This is a genomic window from Methylocaldum sp. RMAD-M (assembly GCF_017832375.1).
Taxonomy (GTDB): Bacteria; Pseudomonadota; Gammaproteobacteria; order Methylococcales; family Methylococcaceae; genus Methylocaldum.
This window is the reverse complement of record NZ_JAFIBZ010000002.1, coordinates 146,519-170,476: the sequence shown is the minus strand read 5'-3', so window position 1 is coordinate 170,476 and position 23,958 is coordinate 146,519. Positions and strand designations below refer to the sequence as shown.

Genomic DNA, 23,958 nt, shown 5'->3' with positions numbered 1-23,958 from the left:
TGCGGACTGACGTTTGGGATATTCCGACTCAGTTCCGCGGACGCAGTTGATTCAGGGGGGGCGCCGAATTGGCGGCGAAACGCGGTGGCGAAGTTGGCGGCACTGGTGAAACCGGCCCGGTGCGCAGCCTTGTTCACGCTAAAGCTTTCGCGTTCCAGCGCGGTGCGTGCACCGTCCAGCTGAACCGCCCCGGTTTTCCCGGAGACAGTTAACGTTGAGTCAGGCCGCGATGACCGACCAGTTTCAGCTTCCGCCGCAGCAGGCCGGTCAGGGAATGGCGCCGCCATCTAATTCCGTCATCGTTGTTTCTGTGGAAGCCTCGCCAGTCTCGGCACCCGAGTTCATGGCGACGTTCCAGTCCCGCACCACGCGTTGCGCAAACGACCGCACTCCTTGATCGGCATCTCCGGCGAGTCGCTCGAATGCATCGATCACCGCACGATCGCGGAATCCCTGACTAGCGCCATGCTGCCATAAGTGGTGCGCTGCACGCTGACGGAACTCGGAGGTGCGGCCGGACGCTTGGGCGGTGGCGATCAGCGCTTCCGTAGCCCTGGGATCGTCAACGCCCTCCAGTACATCCAGCGCCTCCTCGTGCAATCGGCTATACGGCGATCGTAAGGCATCCAGGGCCCGTTCCACCGAAGCGGACAGTCGGCGCCTTTGAGCCTCTTCGAAAAGTTTCTGTTGGGCTTCGGGATCTCTTGCTTCGTCCGGATCGATCCCCGCGTACGATCCGGGCAGTGGGCGGAACTCGTCCAGGCTCTTAGGCTCGCCGGGAGCGGGTTTCGGCTCCGCGGCGATCAGCCGGAGCGTGTCCGCGCTGCCCGGATTTCCCAGGACTCGCGTCACCCAACGTCCTTGGTTGTCGGGATAAGCTACGAAGGAATAACCGTCGAGCAGTCGTCGCAGCGCCTCGGGCACGTCGAGGTCGGCGAACGTCACCGATACCTTTCGGCGGTCGGCTTCCGCCTCGCCGATGAGGAAGCGGATTCCGGCGGCGGCCCCGACTTCTTCCAGGCAACGCTGCAAGGTTTGATTTTCGCAGCGCAGGCTCAGGCGCTGATCGGTATAGCGCGCTTCGGGCTCAACCGTGGAAGTGGCCGGAAGCGCTTCGCCGCAAACTCCCGCCAACAGTACGACGGCTCCTAAAATGGTTTTCCGGTGGATCATGATCACAAGACCTCGTTCGGTGTGGGTTCGCCCGTTACTTTCGCCATGCCCCGCCGGGCACGACGGCGCTTTTACCTTGAAAGCAACCGGGATGCCATCGCCTCGAAGACTGGACACACGCGCGCCGAATTCCCGCACTCGGGAAGCTCGCCAGGCAGGGTGACGCGCTTCGGATTGGGTTCCCCCTCGGTCGCCCCCCTCAAATCAGCGCCATTTTTACGCCATATCGTTTTGTGTACGAAATATCGTAATTCCTCGACGGATTACGATCGGCTCGCTGCCCCATGCTCTTAGGCATAACCCAGTCAATTCAGTCGCTTACATGAGGAGGCGAGTGTTGGCCCGCGGTTTGCGCCAGTACGCATCGTCACCGTACCCGAAAAGAAATCTCTTTACATACATTCAGGAGACGAGCCGTGAACACTCTTAAAACACTGACCGCCTGGTTCCTTACCGCAGCCACCGCCCTGGGAAGCACGGTTTCCCTGGCCATCGACAACTCCGCCTATTCGCACGACGCCGACAACGGCGCCCGCAATCCGCAGTGGATGAGTTCGCTGCCCGATAGCCGCAAGTTCAGCGAACTATCCGTGCCGGGAACCCACGACACCATGGCGTTGTACGGCGGCGACTATGCTCAGGCGCAATCCATGTCGCTCGCGAAACAACTCGATGCGGGCATCCGGGCACTGGATATCCGCTGCCGCCATTACGAAAACACTTTCCAGATCTATCACGGCTTCGTGTACCAGTTTGCGAGCTTCGAGACCGTGCTGGACGCCGTGCAGCAGTTCCTGAATCAAAACCCCCGGGAAACCGTTTACATGTATATCCAGTCGGAAACCACAGACATCACGCCGGCCAAGGGAAACACCCGGTCCTTCGCCGAAACCTTCGACGACTACAAGTCCCGGTATCCCGGTCTGTTCTGGGAGTATACCGGCGAGAATCCGACCCTGGGCGAAACCCGAGGCAAGGTCGTCGTCATTCAGAATTTCTATCACTCGCCCGCAGTGGGTCTCGATTACGACCGCTTCGTCAAGCGGGATAACGATTGGAAAGTCAGCACCAACTGGAAACTCTACGACAAATGGACCTCGGTCAAATCCCAGCTCCAACTGGCCGCGACGGCGTCGACCGATACGGTTTTTTCCATCGGCTTGAACGGCGCCGAAATCGCTTTTCCCTACTTCGTCGCCAGCGGCCATAGCTCGCCGGGCACCAACGCGCCCCAACTGATGACCGGCCTGACCACGCCGGGCTGGAAGGACTGGTATCCGGATTTTCCGCGGGTCAACTGCGTGTTGGGCATCTGCTCCATCGCCTTTCTGGGCACCAACCAGTTGACCAACCTTTGGCTTCTGACGCAGCGGATGACGGTGGACCTGCTCAACATGGACCCGAGAAACAAAGACCGGGAGCGCATCCCCTATCCCCGCGTCGGCCTCATCTGGGCCGATTTTCCCGGTAGAAGCTTGATCGAGAACATCATCGCGCTGAATCGCAGGTAGTCTCGAGCGGTGGAGCACATGAAGGGGTGGCAAGATGAGGAGGCATTGCCACCCCTCTTATTATCTTGGCACACCGTGAAAAGCATCGCTCATGCTGAAACTGGAAATAAAATGGGGTACATCGTTCCGCTTGGAATCCATTCCATTGCGCAATGCTGTCTGAGGCGGTTCGAAAAAGCATGACCGTTTCACGCGGAGACTTTTTTCAGACCTGGAAATAAGCCGAGCTGCACGAGAACTACGCATACTCGGCATCGCACGAGCCCGCCGTCCGCGAATTGAGATGCCTGCCGGCATCCTCTATTCTTAGCGACTTTAATGAAATTAGCCGATTCGTGCTCAATAAGACGATAACCGGCGGGCGGAGATGTGAACCTAATCCAGCAATTGTTATTGACGGTCGGCCTGGGTTTGATGGCTGTTTCGGTTAAGGGAAGCGATCTGGGCCTGAGCGACGAACCTTTATTAAAAGAATTTCATTTGGCGGATTTCGACGGTAAGGCGGACGAAGCCGCCTTATTGAGCGATTGGAAGATCATAGTGGAGCGACAACCGGCCAGCATGGCGTTTCGGCTGGGCGAAGACCGAACGAACGGTGTTTCGGGGAGGTCCCTCCAGGTGAGATACGCCTTGCCGCCAAAGACCGATTCGGTGGATCTCCCGGAAACCAGCGGCGAGTTCAGCGCGTCGCTGAATTTGAACTCGCTGGATGCGGCGGACTACGATCATTTGAGGTTCTGGGTCAAGGGAGATCCGGCCGAGGGTTTCAACCCCGAGTTCGAGGTGCAGTTTCGCCGTCCGGAACCGGCAGGGAGCGGGATGAAGGAAGTCGGCAGCTTTATGGTGAGCGGTATTACCGATCAATGGAAACAGGTCGTCGTGCCTTTGAATTACATGATCGGCATCAAGGACTGGAGCCAATTGTCTTCCTTCGTCATTACTTTTTCGCCGCGCGAGATGCGCGTCCATAATGGGGCCTATTGGATCGACGATATCGCGCTGATCAAAACCGGCAAACCGGGGCCCGGCACCGGCGATCTAGTCATCGCCGAAAAGAAGAAAGCCTGGGAAGACGCTTTAGGCGGCGAAGCGGCGGCGCGTCCCAAACTGCGGGAGCGACTGGCCGGCTGGCCCGCTACGCCCTTGATCGACGGCAAAACCCTGCCTGCCGACGAGCGGGAATTTCTCCGCCGCATCGCGCAGGATACCTGGCGCGGCCTCGACGCTTTGACCGACAAGCTGCACGGTTTGCCGCTGGATCGCGTGCATTTCGGCAACGGCTCCGTCGATCTCTCGGTTTCGAAAATCGGCGATTACACTAGCGTCACCAATATCGGTTTTCATTTTCTAGCGGTGGTTGCCGCTCACGAGCTCGGATTCATTACCCGCGAGCAGGCGCTGGAACGGCTCGCGGCGACGCTCGCGACCTTGGAAGTTCTGGAAACCTATCGGGGCTTTTATTTCAATTACTACAACACCACGACACTGGAGCGTACCAGCAATTTCGTCTCGTTCGTGGATTCGTCCTGGCTGACGGCGGGTCTCGTCGTTGCGCGGCAGACGTTTCCGGAGTTCGCTGCCCGTTGCACGCGGCTGATCGAAAACGGCAACTACCGTTTTTTTTACGATCCCGACCATAAGCTCATGTCCCACGGGTATTATGTGAACATGGCCTTGCGGTCGACCTTCCATTACGGGGTGTTTTACGCCGAATCCCGCATCGGAAGCTTGATCGCCATCGGCAAGGGCGATGTTCCCGAGGAACACTGGTTCAGGATGGCGCGCACCCTGCCGGCGGAATTCGATTGGCAGTCGCTTACGCCTCTGGAGCGCACGGAGAAGAGCGTGAACGGTTTTCGCTGGATCGGCGGCTATTACCAATGGCGGGATTACCGCTATGTGCCTTCGTGGGGAGGCAGTTTGTTCGAGGCGCTGATGCCGGCGCTGGTGCTGGATGAAGCGCAGCACGCACCGGGCAGCCTCGGCTACAACGGCAAAGTGCATACCGACATACAGCGGGCATACGCGCTGGAGTCGCTCGGTTATCCGGTCTGGGGCATGTCGCCCAGTTCTACTCCGGGCGCGGACCGTTATTCGGAGTACGGGGTAAAGTTTCTCGGTGCGGCGGGCTACGGCGAGGGCGTGGTAACGCCTCATGCGGCGGCCCTGGCCCTGCTCACCGAACCCTCCGAAGCGGCGGTCAATTTGCGGAAACTGATCGAACTTTATCCCATTTACGGCGATTTCGGATTCTACGACGCGGTGAATCCGGTGACGGGCGAAGTGGCGTACAACTATCTGTGCCTGAATCAGGCGATGATTCTCGTGGCTCTGGCGGACCATCTCGCCGACCATGCGGTGCAGAAGCGCTTCGCGGCCGATCCGATCGTACAACGGGCCTTGCCCCTGATCGGCTTCGAGAAGTTCGTCGATCAGGCGCCTTGACCGTGGCATCGACAGCGAAGCTTATCCGCACCTTCGATCGCGGCGCAGCGCGCCGAAACGTCCATCATCCACTTTAGGCCTGTCGAGGATGGCCAGCGTCGAATTCGAGCACGTCGATAAAACCTATCCGAATGGCCATCGGGCCATTTCCGACCTGAGTCTCCGCATCGAGGACGGCGAGCTGATGGTTTTCGTCGGTCCCTCGGGTTGCGGCAAATCCACCCTGCTGAGACTGCTCGCGGGACTCGAGGAGATCACCGGGGGAATCATAAGAATCGGCGACCGCGTGGCGAACGAGCTCAGTCCGCAGCAGCGGAATATCGCCATGGTGTTCCAGGATTATGCCTTGTACCCGACCATGACTGTGCGCGGCAATCTCGAATTTCCCTTGAAGATGCGGAAGCTCTCCAAGGAGGAAATCAGACGGCGGGTAGGCTGGGCCGCGGACATGCTCGGATTGGGGGATGTCATGGACCGCCTGCCCAAGCAGCTTTCCGGCGGCCAGCGTCAGCGTGTCGCCATGGGGCGGGCGCTGGTGCGGGAGCCGACGGTGTTCTTGCTCGACGAACCGCTATCGAATCTCGATGCGAAGCTGCGCACTCAGGTTCGGGCGGAAATCGGCGATCTGCAGCGGCGCACGGGCGCAACCATGATCTATGTCACTCACGACCAGGTGGAGGCCATGACCTTGGGGCAGCGTATCGCCGTGCTGGATCAAGGCCGCATTCAGCAGGTGGCCAATCCCAAGGAACTGTATGAGCATCCGGCGAATGCCTTCGTCGCGGGATTTATCGGCAACCCGCCGATGAATTTGTTTACCGCGGAATTGCGAAAGGACTTAGACGGACGCTTGCAACTCTTGGTCAACGGACAAGCCCTCCTGGTGTTGCCCGACAAGTGCGCGGCAAGCCTTCGCGACCGCGGCTTGCCGGTAACCGCGGGTTTTCGCCCGGAAGCCGTGCGTTTGTCGGAAGAGGGCGGAAACGGCTTTCCGGCCGTAGTCGTCAACGCGGAATACCTGGGCCACGAGACTTTGCTTCACTTTCGTCCCGGACGCGCCAGCGATCAACTGTCGGATGCGCCGGTCTGGACGGCAAGACTGCCCGGATTGCATCTCTTCTCCAAGGATGAGGCCGTTCGCTTGACGGTATCGCCGGATCAAATTTACTTGTTCGATTAGCTGAACGAACGGGATAAGCGCCTGTCGGATATTTATTCGCCGCCGGCTTTATCTATAAAGTAGCTGCCACGCCTAAGCCGGGGTAGTCATGATCGACTGGAAACAACCGGCATTTTTTCTTGAACTGCTGGTCATTCTGACCAGTTCGCTGGTCAGTGTCGTCGTTTTTCGGCGTTTCCGCATTCCGGACATTCTGGCTTATCTATTCGCCGGCGCCGTGATTGGGCCTTATGCGCTGGGCCTGGTGAAAGACGACGCGAATATCCGTCTCTTCTCCGATCTGGGCGTCACCTTCCTGCTATTCGATCTGGGGCTCGAATTCTCCCTGCCCAGGCTGCTCGCTCTGCGCCGGTCGGTGTTCGGCTTGGGGGTATTGCAACTGACCCTTACGATCGCCGTAATGTCCGGCGTCCTGATCTGGTTCGGCGGTTATTCGTCCGCCGCCTCTCTGGTGATCGCCGGTGCGCTGACGGTGTCGTCGACCGCGATCATCGTGCGGGAATTAAATGAGCTGAGACTCATCAATCGGCACCACGCCCAGCTGTCCATAAGCGTTTCGATTCTTCAGGATCTCGCCGCCGTAATTCTTTTGATACTCATTCCGGCGCTCGCCGTTACCCCCGATCAACCGGTTTACCGGCAAATCGCGTGGACTCTCGGATCGAGTCTGCTCTTGGGAGGTTTTCTTCTCGGCGTGGCGCGATGGGTGTTGCCGCACGTTTTCTATGAGATCACCAAGATTCAATCCGAAGAAATCTTCGTGCTGACGACTCTGGTAATCGTATTGCTCTCCGGTTGGCTGATGAGTGCCTTTGGCCTATCGATGGCGCTCGGCGCCTTCATCATCGGGGTCATGCTGGGCGAGAGCGAATTCCGCCATCAGGTCGAGATGAGCATACGGCCGTTCCGCGATATCTTGATGGGACTGTTTTTCGCGAGTCTCGGCATGAAGCTCGACATCGGGCTGTTGAGCGGCGAGTGGTCCATGCTCCTGATCGGTACCGCCTTGGTGGTACTGGGCAAATGGGCCATCACAGTCGCATCGGCTCTGATCGTCGGCGAATCCTTCCCCACCGCCTGCAAGGCCGGGCTGCTGTTGGCTCAGGTGAGCGAGTTCGGTTTCGCCCTGATCGCCTTGGCCACCGAAGTGGGCATACTCGCCACGGACACCAGTTCACGGGTGCTTTTGATTGCCTGGGCCACTATGGTTTTGAGTCCCGTGCTGATCCGCTACAACTTCGAAATCAGCGAAGCTCTGGCCGGAATGGCAGGGCAGCGGTTCTCGGCGCGCGACAGAGAGAGTGAGCATGTCCCGCCGGATTTGAGCGATCACGTGATCCTTGCCGGTTATGGTAGGGTCGGGCAAATGATCGGGAGATTTTTGCGGACCAACCAGATTCCGTTTATCGCGATGGATATCGACAGCGAGCAGGTCAAAAAAGGGCGTAAGGACGGCGAGTTGGTGATTTACGGGAGTTGCGAGCGGATCGAGCTGCTCGAGCGTTGCCACATCGCCCGCGCGCGCCTGGCGATCCTAACCTTCAAATCGCTTAAGGAAGCCCAGCGAGCGGTTTCGAAAATACGCTCGTCGGGCTATGCGCTGCCCATCATCGTCAGGACCCAGCACCACAGCGATTACACCGGCTTGATCATGGCCGGCGCCAATCACGTGGTGCCCGAGATGTTCGAGGCCAGCCTGCTGATTGCGGCGGAAGTTCTGACCATGCTCGGTTTTTCAAAAGGCGAGGTCGAGGAGCAAATCGACGCCGAGCGGAAGCGCCATAGGCATTTGAGGTGGACTAGTAGGCTCGGATGACGAAGGATCCCGCCATTTCCGCGAAAATGCCCGGTTTCGTTTCTCAACCCGACTTACATGTTGGGCTCACGACACGCTCCGGAGGAAAAGAAGGCGTTACTTTTCCGAGCATTTGTGTGACGTGGTCCGGAAGTCCGCTGACGCCGGTTTTAAAAGCGTAGGACGCTAACGATTGGCGATGCCGTGCGGTACGTGGCCGGTGGCGACGTGGAGGCAGGCGGATTCGCAATGGCCTTTTTGGTCGTCGAAAAAAATGTCCGCGCCGAACGCCCGCAGAAACGGGCCTTTATCCATCCCGCCCAGAAACAGCGCTTCGTCGATGCGGATGTTCCAGGCGCGCAAGGTACGGACCACCCGTTCGTGGGCGGGAGCCGCGCGGGCCGTTACGAGAGCGGTCCGAATCGGCGACTGGTCCGGGCCGAACAGGGTCTGAATTTGGTGGAGCGCGGCCAGAAAGGCTTTGAACGGGCCGCCGGAGAGCGGATTTCGCGCCTCGGTAATTTCATTTTCGGTGAACGCTTGCAAACCGTCGGAACGATAGATGCGCTCCGATTCGTCGGAAAACAGCACGGCATCGCCGTCGAAAGCGATCCTCAGTTGTTCGGACTCGTTCGCGGACTTGCTGGCCGACATGATGGTCGCCGCCGCATATCCGGCATCCAAGGCCTTGGCCACGTCCTCCGCGTTCGCGGAGAGAAACAGGTGCGCGCCGAAAGCCGCGATGTAATTGAAAGGCGATTGGCCGCTGGTGAATGCCGCGCGACAGATATCGAGCTCATGATGCCGAATCGAGTTGAAAACCCTAAGTCCGGTATCCGCGCTATTGCGCGACAGCAGGATGACCTCGACCATCGGGGCGGCCAGTACCCGGTTCAGCGCCAGGAGTTTCTTGACCAGCGAAAAAGCCACGCCCGGCGCCAAGACGCTGTCTTCGTGCTCGACCTGGTACCGGCAGAAGGCTTCTTTGCCGTCCTGTTCGAAAATAGCGTGGGATTCGTCCAAGTCGAATAGCGCTCTGGACGAGATGGCCACCACCAGTTTCTTATCCTGTTTGGTAAGCTTGGCTGTCAAATCTGGAAGACTGGTCACGTCGCGAAAAAATCCATAGAAAAATAATTCGTAACGTCAATGCGGGCACTAATAGCAATCTGAGGGGTCTTAGCTGCTGTTTTGCGGTCTGTTGCTTCGTCCAGCCGAGGGAGCTTCGAAAAGCCGTTTGGTTAAACGATCAATATATACATTTTTTTTCTGCTGCCGCAAAATCTGTCCTCCTTTTATGAACGTGCCAAAATTATTCAATTGTCAATTTACCTAAGACTATAACAAAGCGTCAGCCATGAAAGATTTATTGCGTAGCAAGTATTCACTTCTTTTCTTATTCCTCTTCATCATCCTGCTTTATGTCCTTTTGGACAAAGCAGTGCTTCCTTTCGTGATGAAAGTGGTCGAATCGGATGTGTTCTTTGAGCAAGAAACGGAAGAAGAACAGTTGGGTAACGTCAAAAATGAACGTACCGACTTCGCGCTGATGCACTGCAAAAATTCGATGAAAGAAGAGGGTATGTTGCCTGAAAATGCCGACTTTCTCGACGCCAAGTACGATGCGTGGGCCTTGGGCAATCGAACCTACATCATTCGTTCAGGCATCAGGGTGGTCGATCCCGAGAAGGGACAGATGGAGAGGAAGTTTGCTTGCAAAATCCGTTTGGTCGAGAACGACCCGACGGATTTCAAGAATTGGTCGATTCTGGGTATCGATTTCCACTCGGAAGACGAGGAGGAATAAGTACCCGGCCGGGGTTTCCGGAAAATCCGTAGTGGCGGATTAAAGATCCGGCGGAAAAACGCCGGATCTTTAATCCGGATCTGAGTAGCCCGTCGGCGTCGGCATTAACCCGGCGGCCAGCTCATCGGGCGTCCGCCGAGAACGTGGAGGTGGAGGTGGTAGACCTCTTGGCCGGAATCCCCTCGGCAATTGATGACCGTGCGGTAGCCCGTGTCCGCGATGCCTTCGGATCGGGCGACTTTCCTGGCCGCTTGCAGTAGCTCGGAAGCCAATACCGAGTCGGCCTCGGGCAGATCGTCGAGAGTCGGGATGTGCCGCTTCGGTATGACCAGCACATGAACCGGTGCACGCGGCCGAATATCCCGAAACGCCAGCACGTGATCGTTCTCGTATACCACCGCAGGCTTGATGTCGCCGGCGACCATCTTGCAAAACAGACAATCCGTCATCGTTTCCTCCGCTGGGTCTAACCTAGAAACGGGAATAGTAAGGCTGGACGGTCGGAATCCCTAGGGCTTTTCTACACCATCAAAGCGGTCAACTGCCGTCTCGAGGTTCAAAAGTCTTTGCGGCCGTCGAACGCATGTGCCAAGGTGGCGCCGTCGACGTATTCCAGTTCGCCGCCGAAGGGTACGCCGTAGGCTATGCGGGTCGTCCGAACTCCGTTCTTCCTCGCCATCTCGCTGATGTAGTGAGCTGTGGCTTCTCCTTCCACCGTGGTATTGGTGGCTAGGATGATTTCCGCGACTTCGCCCGACCTCAACCGCTGTTCCAACAAATCGAGGCGCAACTCCTCCGGGCCGATGCCATCCAGCGGAGAAAGCCTTCCGTTGAGCACGAAAAAGAGACCCTTGAATCCGGTTGCCTGACTGATTGCATAAACCTCGGCAGGCGTTTCTACGATGCACAACTGCGTTCTGTCGCGATTGGGACTGGCGCAGATATTACACAGTTCGCCTTCGGTCAAGGTGCGGCATAGCGCGCAATGTCCGATTTTTTCGAGAGCGGAAAGCAGGGATTCGGCGAGACTCCGCGCGCCTTGCCGGTCGCGCTGAAGAAGATAGAACGTCATCCGCTGGGCCGATTTCGGACCCACGCCCGGCAGGCAGCGCAGGGCTTGCATCAATTGGGACAAGGCCCCGGTCTTTGGCATTGGCGATAGAGCGGTCGAATGTTAGGGCGGGACTCGTTCAAAACGGAAGTTTGAATCCGGCGGGCAGTTCGATACCGCCGGTTAAAGCCGACATTTTTTCCTGTTTGAGGCGATTGACCCGGTTTACCGCGTCATTTACGGCGGCGGCGACCAAGTCTTCCAACATGTCGCGATCGTCTCTTACCAGACTTTCGTCGATGCTGACCTTTTTCACTTCCTTTTTGCCGTTCATGACGACCTTGACCAGTCCGCCACCCGATTCGCCTTGAACTTCCAAAGCGGCTAATTCCTCCTGGGCCTTCTGCAGGTTTTCCTGCATCTTCTGCGCCTGCTGCATGAGATTGGCGAGCGGGTTTTTCATGGGATTCTCCGTCAGTCAATGGGTTTGGTGGAACCTGGGATGATACGGGCGTCGAAACGCTCTTTCAGTGCCCTGATGTTCTCGTCTTGCTCTATTTCGATTTCCGCGGTCCGCTGGCGTTCCTCTTTTTCGCGTTGAATCAGCGAAGCAGGCGTTTCCCGTCCGGGCGCCTCGATTTTGATCGTCAGTTTCAAAGGACTTCGGAAATAATCCCTCAGAGCCTTTTCCAGGTTGGCCTCCACCCGGCTGACGCGGAGGTGAGCATGTTGTGGATCGAGCACCAGGATACAGGATTTTTCGTCCAGGTCTTGCAATACGCAATTGTTCGCCAGTTCGCGAGTCAGTCCGGCGACGCCCATCGCCTGGATCAGTCCGTGCCAGTCATGGCTCGATCCGATTCGAGACGCGGGCGGCGCAGGAGCTGTTCCGATCTCGGTCTTAATCGGTTCGGGAGCAGGCTCGGCTTCGACCTGAGTCGGCATGGAGACGGGGCTGGCGTCGAGCGGACGAGCAATTTTCGGCGGATCGGTTTTCCGTGGGGGAGCCGCGTCGACGGCACTCCGCAGGTCCGCAGATTTCGTAGCCGGACGAAAGGCCAGCATGCGCAGCATCACCATTTCGAAACCCGAGCGCGGATCGGGGGCGAGCGGCAAGTCCCGCTGTCCGATCAAGCCGATCTGATAAAACAGCTGCAAATCCTCTGCGCCGATCCGTTGTGCGAGATTCAAAATCAGGTCGGCGTCGTCCTCCCGCTTGATCGCCTCGGGAATCCATTGGGCGAGCGATGCATGGTGCAGGATGATCAGGATTTGTTGCAGCACGTCGGCGAAATTCGGCGTGTGCTCCGCCATCTGCTCGATGTGCCGGAGCAAGGTTGCGGCATCGCCTTCGGCCAGTGCCGAAAGAAGCTCGAAGACCGGATGCCTCGCCACGGTGCCCAGCATCAGGCTGACTTCGGCTTCCCTGAGCCGGCCGCCGCCGTGGACGATTGCCTGATCGAGAAGACTCAGCCCGTCGCGCATGGAGCCTTCCGCGGCACGGGCTAGCAGCTTCACGGCGGCGGCCTCGTATTCGATGCTCTCGCGCCTTAGGATTTCTTCCATCTGGGCGCGAATCTGATCCGGCGTCAGCCGCTTCAAATTGAATTGCAGGCATCGCGACAGCACCGTGACCGGAATTTTCTGCGGATCGGTCGTGGCCAGCAGGAATTTGATGTGGGGCGGCGGTTCTTCAAGCGTTTTGAGCAGGGCATTGAAGCTATGCCCCGAAAGCATGTGCACTTCGTCGATCAAGTAGACCTTGTACCGCCCCTGGTTGGGGGCGTACTGCACGTTTTCGAGCAGGTCGCGGGTATCTTCGACTTTGGTGCGCGAAGCGGCATCCACTTCGATCAAATCGACGAAGCGGCCTTCGTCCACTTCGCGGCAGATCACGCACTCGCCGCACGGGTCGTAAGTTTTTCGATCCTCGCAATTGAGCGCCTTGGCCAGGATTCGAGCGATGGTGGTTTTGCCGACGCCGCGGGTGCCGGTGAAGAGATAGGCATGGTGCATACGGTCGAATTCGAGCGCGTGGGTCAACGCTCGGACCACATGCTCCTGGCCTACGATTTCGCTAAAAGTGCGGGGTCGCCATTTCCGGGCTAGGGCCTGATACGGCATTCTGGGTTTGTGCACGCTATCGACCGGGATGAATGAATTAGGGCGGCAAGCCGCGCCAGCCGCACCTCGGCACACGAATCCGCTGCTACCGCTGCTCCCTTCCGGGCCTGACGGGGTTTACAGCGTATCGTTGCGAGGGGACCGACGCGACTCGCCATTGAACTCGAAGACCCGGCCATGTCCTATGGCGGGGCTGAAGAGAACGTATTATCGTCGATTAAGAGTCCGGCTTCAAGGCTATATAACGTTTGTCTCAAGCGGTCTTCCGGCGTAGGTGTCTCCGTTTGTGACGAACAGACGACAGCAGCGACAGCAGAATGAACCCCATCCCGGTCAGTCCGGTTATCACTTCGGACACTTCGACGACCATGCTGGCCAGCATCAGGAGGGCCAGCGCGCCTATGGCGTAGTGGGCGCCGTGTTCGAGGAACAGGTATTCGTCCAGGGTGCGCTTGTGAACCAGGAAAACCGTGAGGCTGCGCACGAACATCGCGCCTATGGTCAGGCCCAGCATGATGATCACGACGTCCTTGGATAATGCGAAAGCGCCGATGACGCCGTCGAAAGAGAAAGACAGATCGAGTATTTCCAGATAAAGAAAGGACATGAAGCCGGCTTTGTGTGCCGTGTGTTCGGCGGCTTTCGGGGTTTCGAAAAGGGCGGACAGACTTTTTACCAGGACGAATAGGATGACGCCGGCCAATCCGGCGATCAGGGCGTCCAGGCGCTCTTCGTGCGGCAGATAGTGTTGAGCGGTCAAAAGAGCCGTGAGCGCGGTGATGACCTCGATCGATTCCAGTTTGCCCAGGCGCGACAAGCGGCGTTCGACCCAGCCCAGCCAGTGCAGCGTTCTTTCCGATTCGAACAGAAAGCTGAAAAACACGAGCAGCAGGTACATGCCGCCGAACGCGGAAATCTGTATGTGCGCGGACGTGATGTGACGGGCGTACTCGTCGCTTTCTCGGAAAGCCATGATCACCACATCCTGTAGGCTGTGCCCGGTGATGACGGCGACGATCAGGATGGGCAGGAGAAAACGGGCCCCGAATACGGCGATAACCATGCCCCAGGTGAGAAAACGCCTCTGCCAGCGCGGGGTCATTTTTTTCAGTACCGAGGCGTTGACCACGGCATTGTCGAACGAAAGGCTGACCTCCATCACGCTCAAAATGCCCGCCAGGAAGAGACCGGCCAGTCCGGCCCAGTAGTAAGCGGTCGATAAGCCGATCAGCAAAATCAAGAACGAAAACAAGAAATACCGCACAAAAAACTCCGCATTAAATAAAAGTACGGCCATGAGGGTCGGTAACCGTTCTTTCCGCCAAGAGCCGCCGTCCAGGCGAAAGCGGTCAGTCGAACTAAGCGGCCAGTTCCTCCAGCAATTGGCCGATGAAAACGACCTTACTCTCGGGAGTATCGAAGCGGGCAAAAAATTTGAGTTTATCCGGGCCGTCCAGTTTGTAGGTTTGCGGTTGGGCTTGGATCAGACGAATCACCTGGGCCGGATCGACGGCCGGATTCGGATTGAATAATAGCCGGCCGTTTCCGGAGCCCGCTTCGATCTTGTGGACCCCGAGGGCTTCCGCTCTCAGTTTGAGTTCGGTGATCGCGAACAAGTTCTTGGTCTGCGGAGGCAGGAGTCCGAACCGGTCGATCATTTCCACCTGCAGCTTGCGCAAATCCTCTTCGTTCTTGGCATTGGCGATGCGCTTGTAGAGCACGAGACGGGTGTGAACGTCCGGCAGATAAGTGTCGGGAATGAGGGCTGGACACTGGAGGTCGATCTCGGGGCCGGCCTCGTGGGGAAGCATGTCGAGATCCAGCGATTTGCCCGATTTGAGTGCCGCCACAGCCCGTTCCAGCAACTCGGTATACAGGCTGAGACCGATTTCTTGAATCTGGCCGCTTTGTTCATCGCCCAACAACTCGCCGGCGCCGCGGATTTCGAGGTCATGGGAAGATAGCATGAACCCTGCTCCGAGTTCGCCCGTGGCCTCGATGGCTTCGAGCCGCTTGACCGCGTCGGCGGTCATCAAGGATTTCGGCGGTACCACCAGATAAGCGTAAGCGCGATGATGCGAGCGGCCGACCCGCCCTCGAATCTGGTGCAGCTGGGCGAGTCCCAGCAAATCAGCGCGGTGGATGATGATGGTGTTTGCCGTCGGAACGTCGATACCGCTTTCGATGATGGTGGTGCAAAGCAGTACGTTGAAACGCTGATGGTAAAAATCCAGCATGATCCGCTCCAGTTCCCGCTCCGCCATCTGCCCATGAGCGGTGCGGACACGGGCGGCCGGCACCAGCTTCTCCAAGTCCCGCGCCGCTTTTTCCATGGTTTCGATCTTGTTGTGCAGGAAATAAACCTGCCCGCCGCGTTTGATTTCTCGGAGTATTGCTTCCTGAATCAGGGCATCGTCCCATTCGCTGACGAAGGTCTTGATGGCGTGCCGGTTAGGCGGCGGGGTGGCGATGATGGAAATATCCCGGAGCCCGGACATCGCCATATTGAGCGTGCGCGGAATCGGCGTCGCGGTCAGGGTGAGAAAATCCAGTTCGCTGCGGAGTTTCTTGAAATGCTCTTTCTGGGCGACGCCGAACCGGTGCTCCTCGTCGACGATCACCAGTCCCAGGTTCTTGAAGCGGACATCCTTTTGCAGAATCTTGTGGGTGCCGATGAGGATATCTATCGTGCCCTTCTCCAAGTCTTCGAGGAGCTGCTCCTGCTGTTTTTTGCCGACGAAGCGTGAAACCACCTCGACCCGAATCGGCCAGTCGGCAAAGCGGTCCCGGAAATTCTGAAAATGCTGCTGCGCCAATAGGGTTGTGGGCACCAGAACCGCCACCTGTCTGCCGTTTTGCGCCGCGATGAAAGCCGCTCGCATGGCTACTTCGGTCTTGCCGAAGCCGACATCGCCGCAGATGACTCTATCCATGGGGAGGGGCGCGGCCATGTCCTTGACGACGTCGAGGATGGCGTTCTCCTGATCGGGCGTTTCCTCGAAGGGAAAGCCGGCGGCGAAAGCGGCATATTCCTCGGTCACCGTTTTATAGGCGTGTCCCTCCTTGGCCGCTCGCTTGGCGTAAATATTCAGCAGTTCCGCCGCGATATCCCTTACCCTCTCGAGTGCCTTGCGCCTGGCCTTTTGCCACTGTTCCCCGCCCAGTTTGTGCAGGGGGGCGGTGTCAGGGCTGGCGCCGCTGTACCGGCTGATCAGGTGCAAAGAGGAAACCGGGACGTACAGCTTGTCGTTGTTTGCATACTCCAGTGCGAGGAACTCGGTTTCGATCCCGCCTACTGTCAGCTTGGTCAGGCCGAGATAGCGGCCGACGCCGTGATCCTGATGCACGACCGGTGAGCCGATATCCAGTTCCTCCAGGTTACGGAAGATCTGTTCGAGGTTGCGATCGGCTGCGGTCCGGCGCCGTCTCCGTTGTTGAGCCCTTTCTCCGGAAAGCTGAGTTTCGGTAATGATGGCCAACGGCGGATCGGTAAGCCAGAGGCCGTGGTCCATCGGCGCGACGACCAGGCAGGGGCTTTTCTCGGCGGCGAGAAATCCTTGCCAGTTTTCGACGACTTGCGGCTTTATGGCGTATTTCGCCAGGGTATCCAGCAGTGCTTCCCGATGACCCGCGGTTTCCGCGACGAACAAAATCCTGCCAGCCTTCTCGCTTAGGAAAGAGGACAATGCGACAGCCGGCTGCTTCAATTTCGGGTCTATCGCGACAGGGGGAAGCGGCCGGCAATCGTAGTCGACCGAATCGAATTTTTCGGTAGGACGCGCGGGAGAGGACGCAATCCAGATTCTGGGATGGACGGCAAGCCGTTCGGCCAGAATGCTGGGCGTCAGAAACAGCGATTCCGGCGGGAGTGGAGGGCGGTCGATATGCCCCGACCGGTGATCGTGCCGCTTTTCGACCTCTCGAAAGAAAACCTCGGCGGCATCGTCGACGGCACGGTGTAGAACGACCGCGGCCGTTTTCGGCAGATAGTCGAACAAGGTTTCGGTTTGGTCCACGAACAGCGGCAGATAGTACTCGATGCCGCCCGACGCGATGCCTTTGCTGACGTCCTGATACAAAGGATTGTTGATGGACGCCTCGGAAAAATGCGTTCGGAATGCCCGTCTAAACCGTTTGATCGCTTCCTCGTCGAAAGGAAACTCGCGAGCGGGAAATAAGCTGATTTCTCTGACTTTCTCCAGGGAACGTTGAGTCTCGGTATCGAAAGTCCTGATCGATTCCACTTCATCGTCGAAAAGCTCGATACGATACGGGACGGTACTGCCCATAGGGAAAAGATCGATGATCGATCCCCGTACCGCAAATTCCCCGTGTTGCAGAACTTGCGACACGCACTCGTATCCGACGCTTTCCAGTCTTTGCCGGGTCTCTTCTAGATTAAGCCGGCTGCCTACTTTTAGCGCAAAGGTGTTGGCCAATACATGCGAGCGCGGCGCCAACCGCTGCATCAAGGTGGCGACCGGAGTAATCAGTATTCCGTGTTCGATGCGCGCCAATTGGGCGAGCGTTTTCAGCCGTTCCGAGACGATTTCGGGCAGGGGAGAGAAAACGTCGTAAGGCAGGGTTTCCCAATCGGGAAAGTGGAGTACCGGCGCGCTTCCGTCCAGAAAAAACTCGATTTCGTGTTCGAGCCTCAGAGCGGTTTGCGTATCTTCGGTCACGATCAGATAGAGCCGTTTATCTTGCTTTACCGCCTGAGCCAAGGCCAGAGAATCGCCGCAGCCATTTAGGTTTTGCCAGACCATGGACGGGGCGTTGTAGCCCGGAACGGTCGGCGTGAACGGTGAAATGGCTCCGAACTGTTTTGCAGCTTGATTCATGGCTCTGAAGTGATGAATGTCGAACGAATAACTAAAGGGGTAGTGTCGCAGAAAAATCTGCTCTAGGCTCTCGTGCGACCGGGTTAGCGGTATTCGGATGTCTACCTATATATATACGGTCAAATTGTTGACAGGTAGGACCGGCATCGATACAGCCTGGTTCTTGGAATTCAATCGAAATAACGCCAATCTTCCGTTTTAACACGGGCACTGCGGAATCAGCGCTCATTGCTTCTATCTAATTGTCTAAAATATGAGCGATTTATTTTTTATATTTTTTTAATATACTAATTACGTCTTCACAAGGTTAACCTATATCTTGTTACGTCAATTTTATAATAGAGGTAGTTTATGAAGGGCAATTTAGCAGACCTTTCCGAAGCCGAACTGGCAAACATGATCGAAAACGCTCAGAAAGCGTTGAAAGAAAAGAAGGAAACTAAGCGCAAGGAAGTCATAAGCAAGATAAAGGAATTGGCTGCTTCGATCGGTGTTAATGTGGACATCACTGAAGGCACAAAGGTCTCCGGGAGAAAGGGCAGTAAAGTTCCGGTTAAATACCAAAACCCCAATAATCTGTCTCAAAAATGGACCGGCCGTGGTATGAAACCGAAATGGCTGCAAACGCTCATCGAGCAAGGCCATAAGCTGGAGGACTTTGAAGTGAAGTCCTGATCGAGAGCAAGATAAGGTCCCCGGCCGGACCGCCGGGTTCCACTGCAATTCTGCTATCGAGTGAACAGGATCGAAAGGATTTTGGCTCCTGAAACTTGGCTGCCGATGAATTCTTGTACCTGGTTTCGCGGCGATTTTGCTAATCCAGATAACGTTTAGTCAATCCGCCATACTCTTCGATCCGCCGGTCACGCAGGTACGGCCAGATTCGACGGACGTCCTCCGATCGGCGGCGGTTTATTTCAACCACCATAACCCGCTCTTCTTTCTCGTTGGCCTGACAAAGAATTTCCCCTTGGGGGCCGGCGACAAAACTATTTCCCCAGAACATGATGCCTCTGGTTTGACCGCTTGGATCAGGCTCGTGCCCGATGCGATTGCAGGAGATGACCGGTAGGCCATTGGCAACGCCGTGTGCCCGTTGAATGGTTATCCAGGCTTGCAATTGCCTTTGCTGTTCGTCGGCGTCGTCGTCCGGATTCCAGCCGATGGCCGTGGGGTACAGCAGCAGATCGGCACCCGCAAGGGCCATAAGCCGGGCGGCTTCCGGATACCATTGGTCCCAGCAAACCAAGACTCCGAGTTTTCCCAACGATGTGGTTATCGGTTTGAAACCTATATCACCGGGCGTGAAATAAAATTTTTCGTAATATCCCGGATCATCGGGTATATGCATTTTTCGGTATTTACCCGCCAAACTGCCGTTTTTTTCCAGTACGACAGCCGTATTGTGATATAGCCCCGGAGCGCGCCGTTCGAATAGCGAAGCTACGATGACTATTCCAAGCTCTTTAGCAAGTACGCCCAAGATTTCGGTGGTCGGTCCCGGTATGGGTTCGGCCAGATCGAAACGGCTGCAATCTTCCGTCTGGCAGAAATAAGGGCCGAGATGGAGTTCCGGCAGCAATACCAGTTTCGCACCCTGGGCCGCGGCATCTTTCACACCCTGAATCGATATCTTCAGATTGACATCCTTGTCCGCAGAGCCGCAGGCTTGTTGTACCAAACCTATTTTGATCGATTGTGTCATATCAGGTTACTCGAACTATTCTCGGAAACTGCATGGTCATGCAGTGCAGGCTGCCGTATTGTCGGATGAGCGGTATACAAGGTATGCCCACGATTTCGCGATCCGGAAAGGCATCGGCCAAACGCGCCACAGTTTCGGAGTCCGCCGGATCGTCATATACAGGGACTAGAACGGCTCCATTGATGATTAGAAAATTGGCGTAAGTCGCCGGCAATCGATTGCCTTCTTCGCTGAAAATCGGTTGCGGAATATTTAAAGGTATCAAGCGATAAGATTGACCCGAAAACGTGACGAAGGTTCGCAGTTGATTTTCCATCGCTTTGAATTCGTCGTATAGCGGATCGCCGGGATCGTTGCAGGCGGTGTAGGCGATCGTATCTGCCGAACAAAAGCGGGCCAGGGTATCGATATGGGCATCGGTATCGTCGCCCTCGGCATGGCCATGGTCGAGCCAAAGAATACGGTTGGCGCCGAGGCTGGTTTTCAGCCGATTGTCGATTTGTTCGCGCGTCAGTTCCGGATTGCGGTTGGGATTGAGCAGGCAGCGGCTGGTTGTCATGATCGTGCCTTCACCGTCCGATTCCACACTTCCGCCTTCTAATGTAAAGTCGACTCTATCCATCGGGATGTCGCCAAGCAATCCAGACGCGTGGAGGTGCTGAGCCAATCGGGCATCAGCCTCGTGCGGATATTTTCCGCCCCATCCGTTGAAGCGAAAGTCGATAAGCCTTACGCCTTGTTCGGTTGCTAGCGTGAGCGGCGCCGTATCCCGCACCCACACGTCGTCGTAAGACATCTGAGCGAACCGAACCCGGTCGAGATTCGCGGCGCATGCCGCCAACCGTTGATGGATATGCCTTTGATGGGCATCATCCCGGCAAATAATAATCACAGTTTCACGGCTAGCGATTTCGAGTGCGATCAGGTCGTATGTTTTTTCGACCGCATTTAGCCACGGCTCGAAATCGCCTTGAGAATAAGGCCAAGCGATCAAAACCGCTGATTGCTCCGCCCATTCGGGCACCAAAACGGATAAAAGTGATGATGTCACGGTCAGAATATCGGTTCCGGAAAAACCGATTATTGTACCGTAAAACATCCGTAGTAGCGGGGGCGCTCGGTTTGGTATACGGTAGCGGGGTATTAGGCACGGCCCAATACGTTATGCGGACAGCAACTCCGCTGGACAGCCGATAAAAATAATGGCGGCGAAAGGGTATTAATTCCGCACAAGAGCTTTTTTTCATAGAGAACACTATGGCATCGACTCTCCATCCCGAATCGAAAACTATCCGCCTTTCCGTCTCCGGCATGCGCTGCGCCGGGTGTGTCGAGGCCGTCGAGACCGCGCTGCGCTCGCTGCCCAATGTGTTTTCCGCCGATGTCAATTTTGCCGATCATTCCGCTCTGGTGCGAGGGAACGTGGACCCGGACGTCTTGCGCAAGGCCGTGCAGGATGCGGGTTACGATGCGGCGGTAATGGAGGGATTGGAAGATCCGGCCGAACAGGAGGCGCTGGAAACCGCCCGTTACCATACGCTGCTCAACAAGGCCGCCGTCGCCGGCGCGGTCGGCGCGCCTTTGATGCTGGTAGAGCACTTCGGATGGTTTCCTATGCTGGGGGAGCCGACCGCCCGCGGCGTGTGGCTGATCGTTTCCATGGTCACGTTGTGGGTTCTGTATTTCTCAGGCGGCCATTTCTTCAGGGGGGCGATCAAGAGTTTGCAGCATCGCCAGGCCAATATGGATACCCTGATCGCGCTCGGCACCGGCGCCGCCTGGTTCTACTCGACCATGGCCATTTTCTTTTCCGACAGCCTGCCGATGCTGGCGCGGCACGCCTACTTCGAAGCGGCGACCATCATTCTGGCGTTCATCAACCTGGGAAGCGCCCTGGAAATGCGCGCCCGCGGCAAAACGTCGTCCGCAATCCGTCAGTTGATCGGTCTTCAGCCGCGAACGGCACGCGTGTTGAGGGATGGTCAGGAGATCGATATTCCCATCGCGGAGGTTGGCCTGGATGAAACCTTGCGGGTGAGGCCGGGCGAAAAAATCCCGGTGGACGGCGTCGTCATCGAGGGTCATTCCAGCCTGGACGAATCCATGCTCACCGGCGAACCCATGCCGGTCGAGAAAACCGTGGGAGACGAAGTCGTCGCCGGCACGCTCAATCAGTCTGGAACGCTGCTGTTCAAGGCAACCCGGATCGGGCGCGACACCGTATTGGCGCAAATCATCGCCAGCGTTCGAAAGGCGCAGGCGAGCAAGCCGGAAATCGCCCGCCTCGTGGACCGTGTTGCTTCCGTGTTCGTTCCGGCAGTCGTGGCGGTTTCGCTGCTGACCTTCCTGGTTTGGTGGACGGCCGGGCCGGCCCCGGCGCTCGGCTACGCCTTCGTCACGGCCATGACGGTGCTGGTAATCGCCTGTCCCTGCGCCTTGGGGCTGGCTACGCCGATATCCATCATGGTGGCGGTCGGAAAGGCGGCGCAGAAGGGCATCCTCATCCGCAACGGCGACGCGCTTCAATCGGCGGGGAAACTGACCTGCATCGTGCTGGACAAAACCGGAACGGTGACCGAGGGCAAACCGCGTCTGGTTCGAATCGAGACCTCCCAGGATTGGACCGAGGAACAGGTGCTCCAATGGGCGGCGAGTCTCGAAACCGGGTCCGAGCATCCCCTGGCCGCGGCGATTCTGGCGGCGGCCGCCGAGAAGAACGGCACTCTCCTGCCGGTTACGGGATTCGCGGCGGTTGCGGGTCATGGCGTTTCGGGTCTCATCGAAAACCGTGCCGTACTGTTGGGTAATTTGACCTTGATGGCCGAACAGGGAATCGATTGCGGACGTTTCGCCGAACGCTTGACCGAGTTGGCTAGCGAGGGGCAAACCCCCGTCCTGTTGGCGGTCGACAGAACCGTGGTCGGGCTGCTTTCGGTGGCCGATCCGATCAAGGCGGATTCCAAGCAAGCCGTTGCGCGATTGAGATCCATGGGCGTACGGGTGCTCATGGTAACCGGCGACAACGAGGTCACGGCCAAGGCGATTGCCGCCGAGGCCGGCATCGACGAGGTACGCGCGCAGGTGCTTCCCCAGGATAAGGCTGCTGTCGTGAAAGCCTTGCAGGAGGCCGGGGAGATCGTAGGCATGGTAGGCGATGGCATCAACGATGCACCGGCCTTGGCCCAGTCCAACGTGGGGCTGGCGATCGGCACCGGCACCGATGTCGCCATAGAAAGCGGCGACGTGGTGATCATGGGCGGTTCGCTCCTGAAAGTAGCCGAGGCCATGGAGCTGTCGCGGGCCACGGTGCGCAACATCAAGCAGAATCTGTTCGGAGCCTTTATCTACAACACGCTTGCTATTCCGATCGCCGCCGGTTTTCTCTATCCGGTTTTCGGAATCCTGCTCAATCCCATGATCGCCGGCGCAGCCATGGCGATGTCCTCGGTGACGGTGGTGAGCAATGCCAACCGCTTGCGGTATTTTTGACGGACCGGGCCCGCTCGCTTCTATAGCAATGGTGGTAGAATTCTCCGGTTTTTCGGCACGGTTTTAGCTGAAGCGGAGGTAAGTTAATCAATGGCAGGTCATAGCAAGTGGGCCAACATCCAACATCGCAAGGGCGCTCAAGACGCCAAGCGCGGCAAGCTGTTCACCAAGCTGATTCGGGAGATCACCGTGTCGGCCCGGAACGGAGGCGGCGATCCCGCGAATAACCCGCGCCTTAGGGCGGCGATGGACAAGGCCCTCTCCGCCAATATGTCCAAGGACACCATCGAACGGGCCATCAAGAAAGGTACCGGTGCTGGCGAAGGCGACAATTACGAGGAAGTGCGCTACGAGGGCTACGGCCCCGGCGGCATTGCGGTAATGGTGGATTGCCTGACCGACAACCGCAATCGCACGGTTTCGGAAGTGCGCCATGCCTTCACCAAGGCGGGCGGCAACTTGGGCACCGACGGCTCCGTGGCCTATTTGTTTTCGAAGACCGGCATCATCAGTTATCCGGCGAGCGTCGAAGAGGACCGGGTGATGGAGGCCGCGCTCGAAGCCGGCGCGGACGATGTGATCAGCAACGGCGACGGTTCGATCGATGTGCTGGTCGCTCCGGATCAGTTCGAGACGATGCGCGATACGCTCGCGCAAGCCGGGCTCGCGCCAGAGAGCGCCGAGGTGACTATGCGAGCCAGCACGAGCGTGGCCTTGGACAAGGACGACGCGGAGAAGATGATCCGCCTTCTGGAGCGTCTGGAAGATTTGGACGACGTACAAAATGTTTATTCCAATGCCGATATCAGCGAGGACATCCTCGCCCAGATCGGATAA

The 23,958-nt window shown here is 57.5% G+C and carries 18 protein-coding genes and 1 other RNA gene; 8 read left to right on the top strand and 11 right to left on the bottom strand.

Going from position 1 to position 23,958, the window contains the following annotated elements; all coding sequences use genetic code 11:
- Positions 1-267: 267 nt before the first annotated feature.
- Complete coding sequence (locus tag JOD69_RS02890) at positions 268-1,173, bottom strand: hypothetical protein (RefSeq protein WP_139841150.1); 906 nt, start codon at positions 1,171-1,173, stop codon at positions 268-270.
- A 416-nt stretch (positions 1,174-1,589) separates the two neighbouring features.
- Between JOD69_RS02890 and JOD69_RS02885 the strand changes: the two genes are divergently transcribed.
- The 4 genes from JOD69_RS02885 to JOD69_RS02870 all read left to right on the top strand — a co-directional run bounded on the left by JOD69_RS02885 (position 1,590) and on the right by JOD69_RS02870 (position 8,125).
- Complete coding sequence (locus JOD69_RS02885) at positions 1,590-2,684, top strand: phosphatidylinositol-specific phospholipase C (protein ID WP_077728952.1); 1,095 nt, start codon at positions 1,590-1,592, stop codon at positions 2,682-2,684.
- Positions 2,685-3,053: 369 nt separating this feature from the next.
- Positions 3,054-5,129, top strand: coding sequence for a glucoamylase family protein (locus JOD69_RS02880; RefSeq protein ID WP_139841151.1), 2,076 nt, complete (start codon positions 3,054-3,056; stop codon positions 5,127-5,129).
- Between the two features lie 88 nt (positions 5,130-5,217).
- Positions 5,218-6,309: an ABC transporter ATP-binding protein gene (locus JOD69_RS02875; protein WP_086135323.1), complete on the top strand. Its 1,092-nt coding sequence runs from the start codon at positions 5,218-5,220 to the stop codon at positions 6,307-6,309.
- Between the two features lie 88 nt (positions 6,310-6,397).
- Positions 6,398-8,125, top strand: coding sequence for a cation:proton antiporter (locus JOD69_RS02870; protein WP_086135324.1), 1,728 nt, complete (start codon positions 6,398-6,400; stop codon positions 8,123-8,125).
- Positions 8,126-8,290: 165 nt separating this feature from the next.
- On the opposite strand, the gene JOD69_RS02865 is transcribed toward JOD69_RS02870, so the two are convergent.
- Positions 8,291-9,214 carry a 5'-nucleotidase gene (locus tag JOD69_RS02865; protein WP_240502422.1) on the bottom strand — a complete coding sequence of 308 codons (924 nt, stop codon included), beginning with the start codon at positions 9,212-9,214 and terminating at the stop codon, positions 8,291-8,293.
- A 247-nt stretch (positions 9,215-9,461) separates the two neighbouring features.
- Here JOD69_RS02865 and JOD69_RS02860 point away from each other — a divergent pair, with 247 nt between their 5' ends.
- Positions 9,462-9,911, top strand: coding sequence for a hypothetical protein (locus JOD69_RS02860; protein ID WP_240502423.1), 450 nt, complete (start codon positions 9,462-9,464; stop codon positions 9,909-9,911).
- Between the two features lie 104 nt (positions 9,912-10,015).
- On the opposite strand, the gene JOD69_RS02855 is transcribed toward JOD69_RS02860, so the two are convergent.
- The 7 genes from JOD69_RS02855 to mfd all read right to left on the bottom strand — a co-directional run bounded on the left by JOD69_RS02855 (position 10,016) and on the right by mfd (position 17,852).
- Positions 10,016-10,360: a histidine triad nucleotide-binding protein gene (locus tag JOD69_RS02855; protein WP_086135325.1), complete on the bottom strand. Its 345-nt coding sequence runs from the start codon at positions 10,358-10,360 to the stop codon at positions 10,016-10,018.
- Between the two features lie 107 nt (positions 10,361-10,467).
- Positions 10,468-11,064 (bottom strand): recombination mediator RecR, encoded by a 597-nt coding sequence (gene recR / locus JOD69_RS02850; protein WP_077728958.1) that lies wholly within the window; start codon positions 11,062-11,064, stop codon positions 10,468-10,470.
- Between the two features lie 37 nt (positions 11,065-11,101).
- Positions 11,102-11,425, bottom strand: a complete 324-nt coding sequence (locus JOD69_RS02845) for a YbaB/EbfC family nucleoid-associated protein (RefSeq protein WP_077728959.1) — start codon at positions 11,423-11,425, stop codon at positions 11,102-11,104.
- Positions 11,426-11,436: 11 nt separating this feature from the next.
- Positions 11,437-13,086 (bottom strand): DNA polymerase III subunit gamma/tau, encoded by a 1,650-nt coding sequence (gene dnaX, locus JOD69_RS02840; RefSeq protein WP_077728960.1) that lies wholly within the window; start codon positions 13,084-13,086, stop codon positions 11,437-11,439.
- A 50-nt stretch (positions 13,087-13,136) separates the two neighbouring features.
- Positions 13,137-13,233: signal recognition particle sRNA small type (ffs, locus tag JOD69_RS02835), an RNA gene on the bottom strand.
- 106 nt (positions 13,234-13,339) lie between these two features.
- Positions 13,340-14,350 carry a DUF475 domain-containing protein gene (locus JOD69_RS02830; protein WP_077729113.1) on the bottom strand — a complete coding sequence of 337 codons (1,011 nt, stop codon included), beginning with the start codon at positions 14,348-14,350 and terminating at the stop codon, positions 13,340-13,342.
- A 94-nt stretch (positions 14,351-14,444) separates the two neighbouring features.
- A complete protein-coding gene (gene mfd / locus JOD69_RS02825) occupies positions 14,445-17,852 on the bottom strand; it encodes a transcription-repair coupling factor (protein ID WP_245245455.1) in 3,408 nt (1,135 codons plus the stop codon).
- A 426-nt stretch (positions 17,853-18,278) separates the two neighbouring features.
- On the opposite strand from mfd, the gene JOD69_RS02820 reads away from it, so the two are divergent.
- Positions 18,279-18,602, top strand: coding sequence for an H-NS histone family protein (locus JOD69_RS02820; RefSeq protein WP_077728962.1), 324 nt, complete (start codon positions 18,279-18,281; stop codon positions 18,600-18,602).
- A 139-nt stretch (positions 18,603-18,741) separates the two neighbouring features.
- Here JOD69_RS02820 and JOD69_RS02815 read toward each other — a convergent pair whose 3' ends face one another.
- Both JOD69_RS02815 and JOD69_RS02810 read right to left on the bottom strand, forming a co-directional pair.
- Complete coding sequence (locus JOD69_RS02815; protein ID WP_086135327.1) at positions 18,742-19,632, bottom strand: carbon-nitrogen hydrolase; 891 nt, start codon at positions 19,630-19,632, stop codon at positions 18,742-18,744.
- A gap of 1 nt (position 19,633) precedes the next feature.
- The gene (locus JOD69_RS02810; RefSeq protein WP_240507113.1) at positions 19,634-20,683 is read right to left on the bottom strand and encodes an agmatine deiminase family protein; all 1,050 of its coding nucleotides are present in this window, start codon (positions 20,681-20,683) and stop codon (positions 19,634-19,636) included.
- 206 nt (positions 20,684-20,889) lie between these two features.
- On the opposite strand from JOD69_RS02810, the gene JOD69_RS02805 reads away from it, so the two are divergent.
- Both JOD69_RS02805 and JOD69_RS02800 read left to right on the top strand, forming a co-directional pair.
- A complete protein-coding gene (locus tag JOD69_RS02805; RefSeq protein ID WP_240502425.1) occupies positions 20,890-23,121 on the top strand; it encodes a heavy metal translocating P-type ATPase in 2,232 nt (743 codons plus the stop codon).
- Between the two features lie 90 nt (positions 23,122-23,211).
- Positions 23,212-23,958 (top strand): YebC/PmpR family DNA-binding transcriptional regulator, encoded by a 747-nt coding sequence (locus JOD69_RS02800; RefSeq protein ID WP_086135329.1) that lies wholly within the window; start codon positions 23,212-23,214, stop codon positions 23,956-23,958.

Bases quoted from the DNA above. Each gene is read 5' to 3' on its own strand.
- JOD69_RS02815 (WP_086135327.1), bottom strand. From the start codon at position 19,632: ATGACACAATCGATCAAAATAGGTTTGGTACAACAAGCCTGCGGCTCT.
- JOD69_RS02890 (WP_139841150.1), bottom strand. From the start codon at position 1,173: ATGATCCACCGGAAAACCATTTTAGGAGCCGTCGTACTGTTGGCGGGA.
- mfd (WP_245245455.1), bottom strand. From the start codon at position 17,852: ATGGTCTGGCAAAACCTAAATGGCTGCGGCGATTCTCTGGCCTTGGCT.
- JOD69_RS02805 (WP_240502425.1), top strand. From the start codon at position 20,890: ATGGCATCGACTCTCCATCCCGAATCGAAAACTATCCGCCTTTCCGTC.
- JOD69_RS02845 (WP_077728959.1), bottom strand. From the start codon at position 11,425: ATGAAAAACCCGCTCGCCAATCTCATGCAGCAGGCGCAGAAGATGCAG.
- JOD69_RS02860 (WP_240502423.1), top strand. From the start codon at position 9,462: ATGAAAGATTTATTGCGTAGCAAGTATTCACTTCTTTTCTTATTCCTC.
- JOD69_RS02820 (WP_077728962.1), top strand. From the start codon at position 18,279: ATGAAGGGCAATTTAGCAGACCTTTCCGAAGCCGAACTGGCAAACATG.
- dnaX (WP_077728960.1), bottom strand. From the start codon at position 13,086: ATGCCGTATCAGGCCCTAGCCCGGAAATGGCGACCCCGCACTTTTAGC.
- recR (WP_077728958.1), bottom strand. From the start codon at position 11,064: ATGCCAAAGACCGGGGCCTTGTCCCAATTGATGCAAGCCCTGCGCTGC.
- JOD69_RS02800 (WP_086135329.1), top strand. From the start codon at position 23,212: ATGGCAGGTCATAGCAAGTGGGCCAACATCCAACATCGCAAGGGCGCT.
- JOD69_RS02855 (WP_086135325.1), bottom strand. From the start codon at position 10,360: ATGACGGATTGTCTGTTTTGCAAGATGGTCGCCGGCGACATCAAGCCT.
- JOD69_RS02870 (WP_086135324.1), top strand. From the start codon at position 6,398: ATGATCGACTGGAAACAACCGGCATTTTTTCTTGAACTGCTGGTCATT.
- JOD69_RS02875 (WP_086135323.1), top strand. From the start codon at position 5,218: ATGGCCAGCGTCGAATTCGAGCACGTCGATAAAACCTATCCGAATGGC.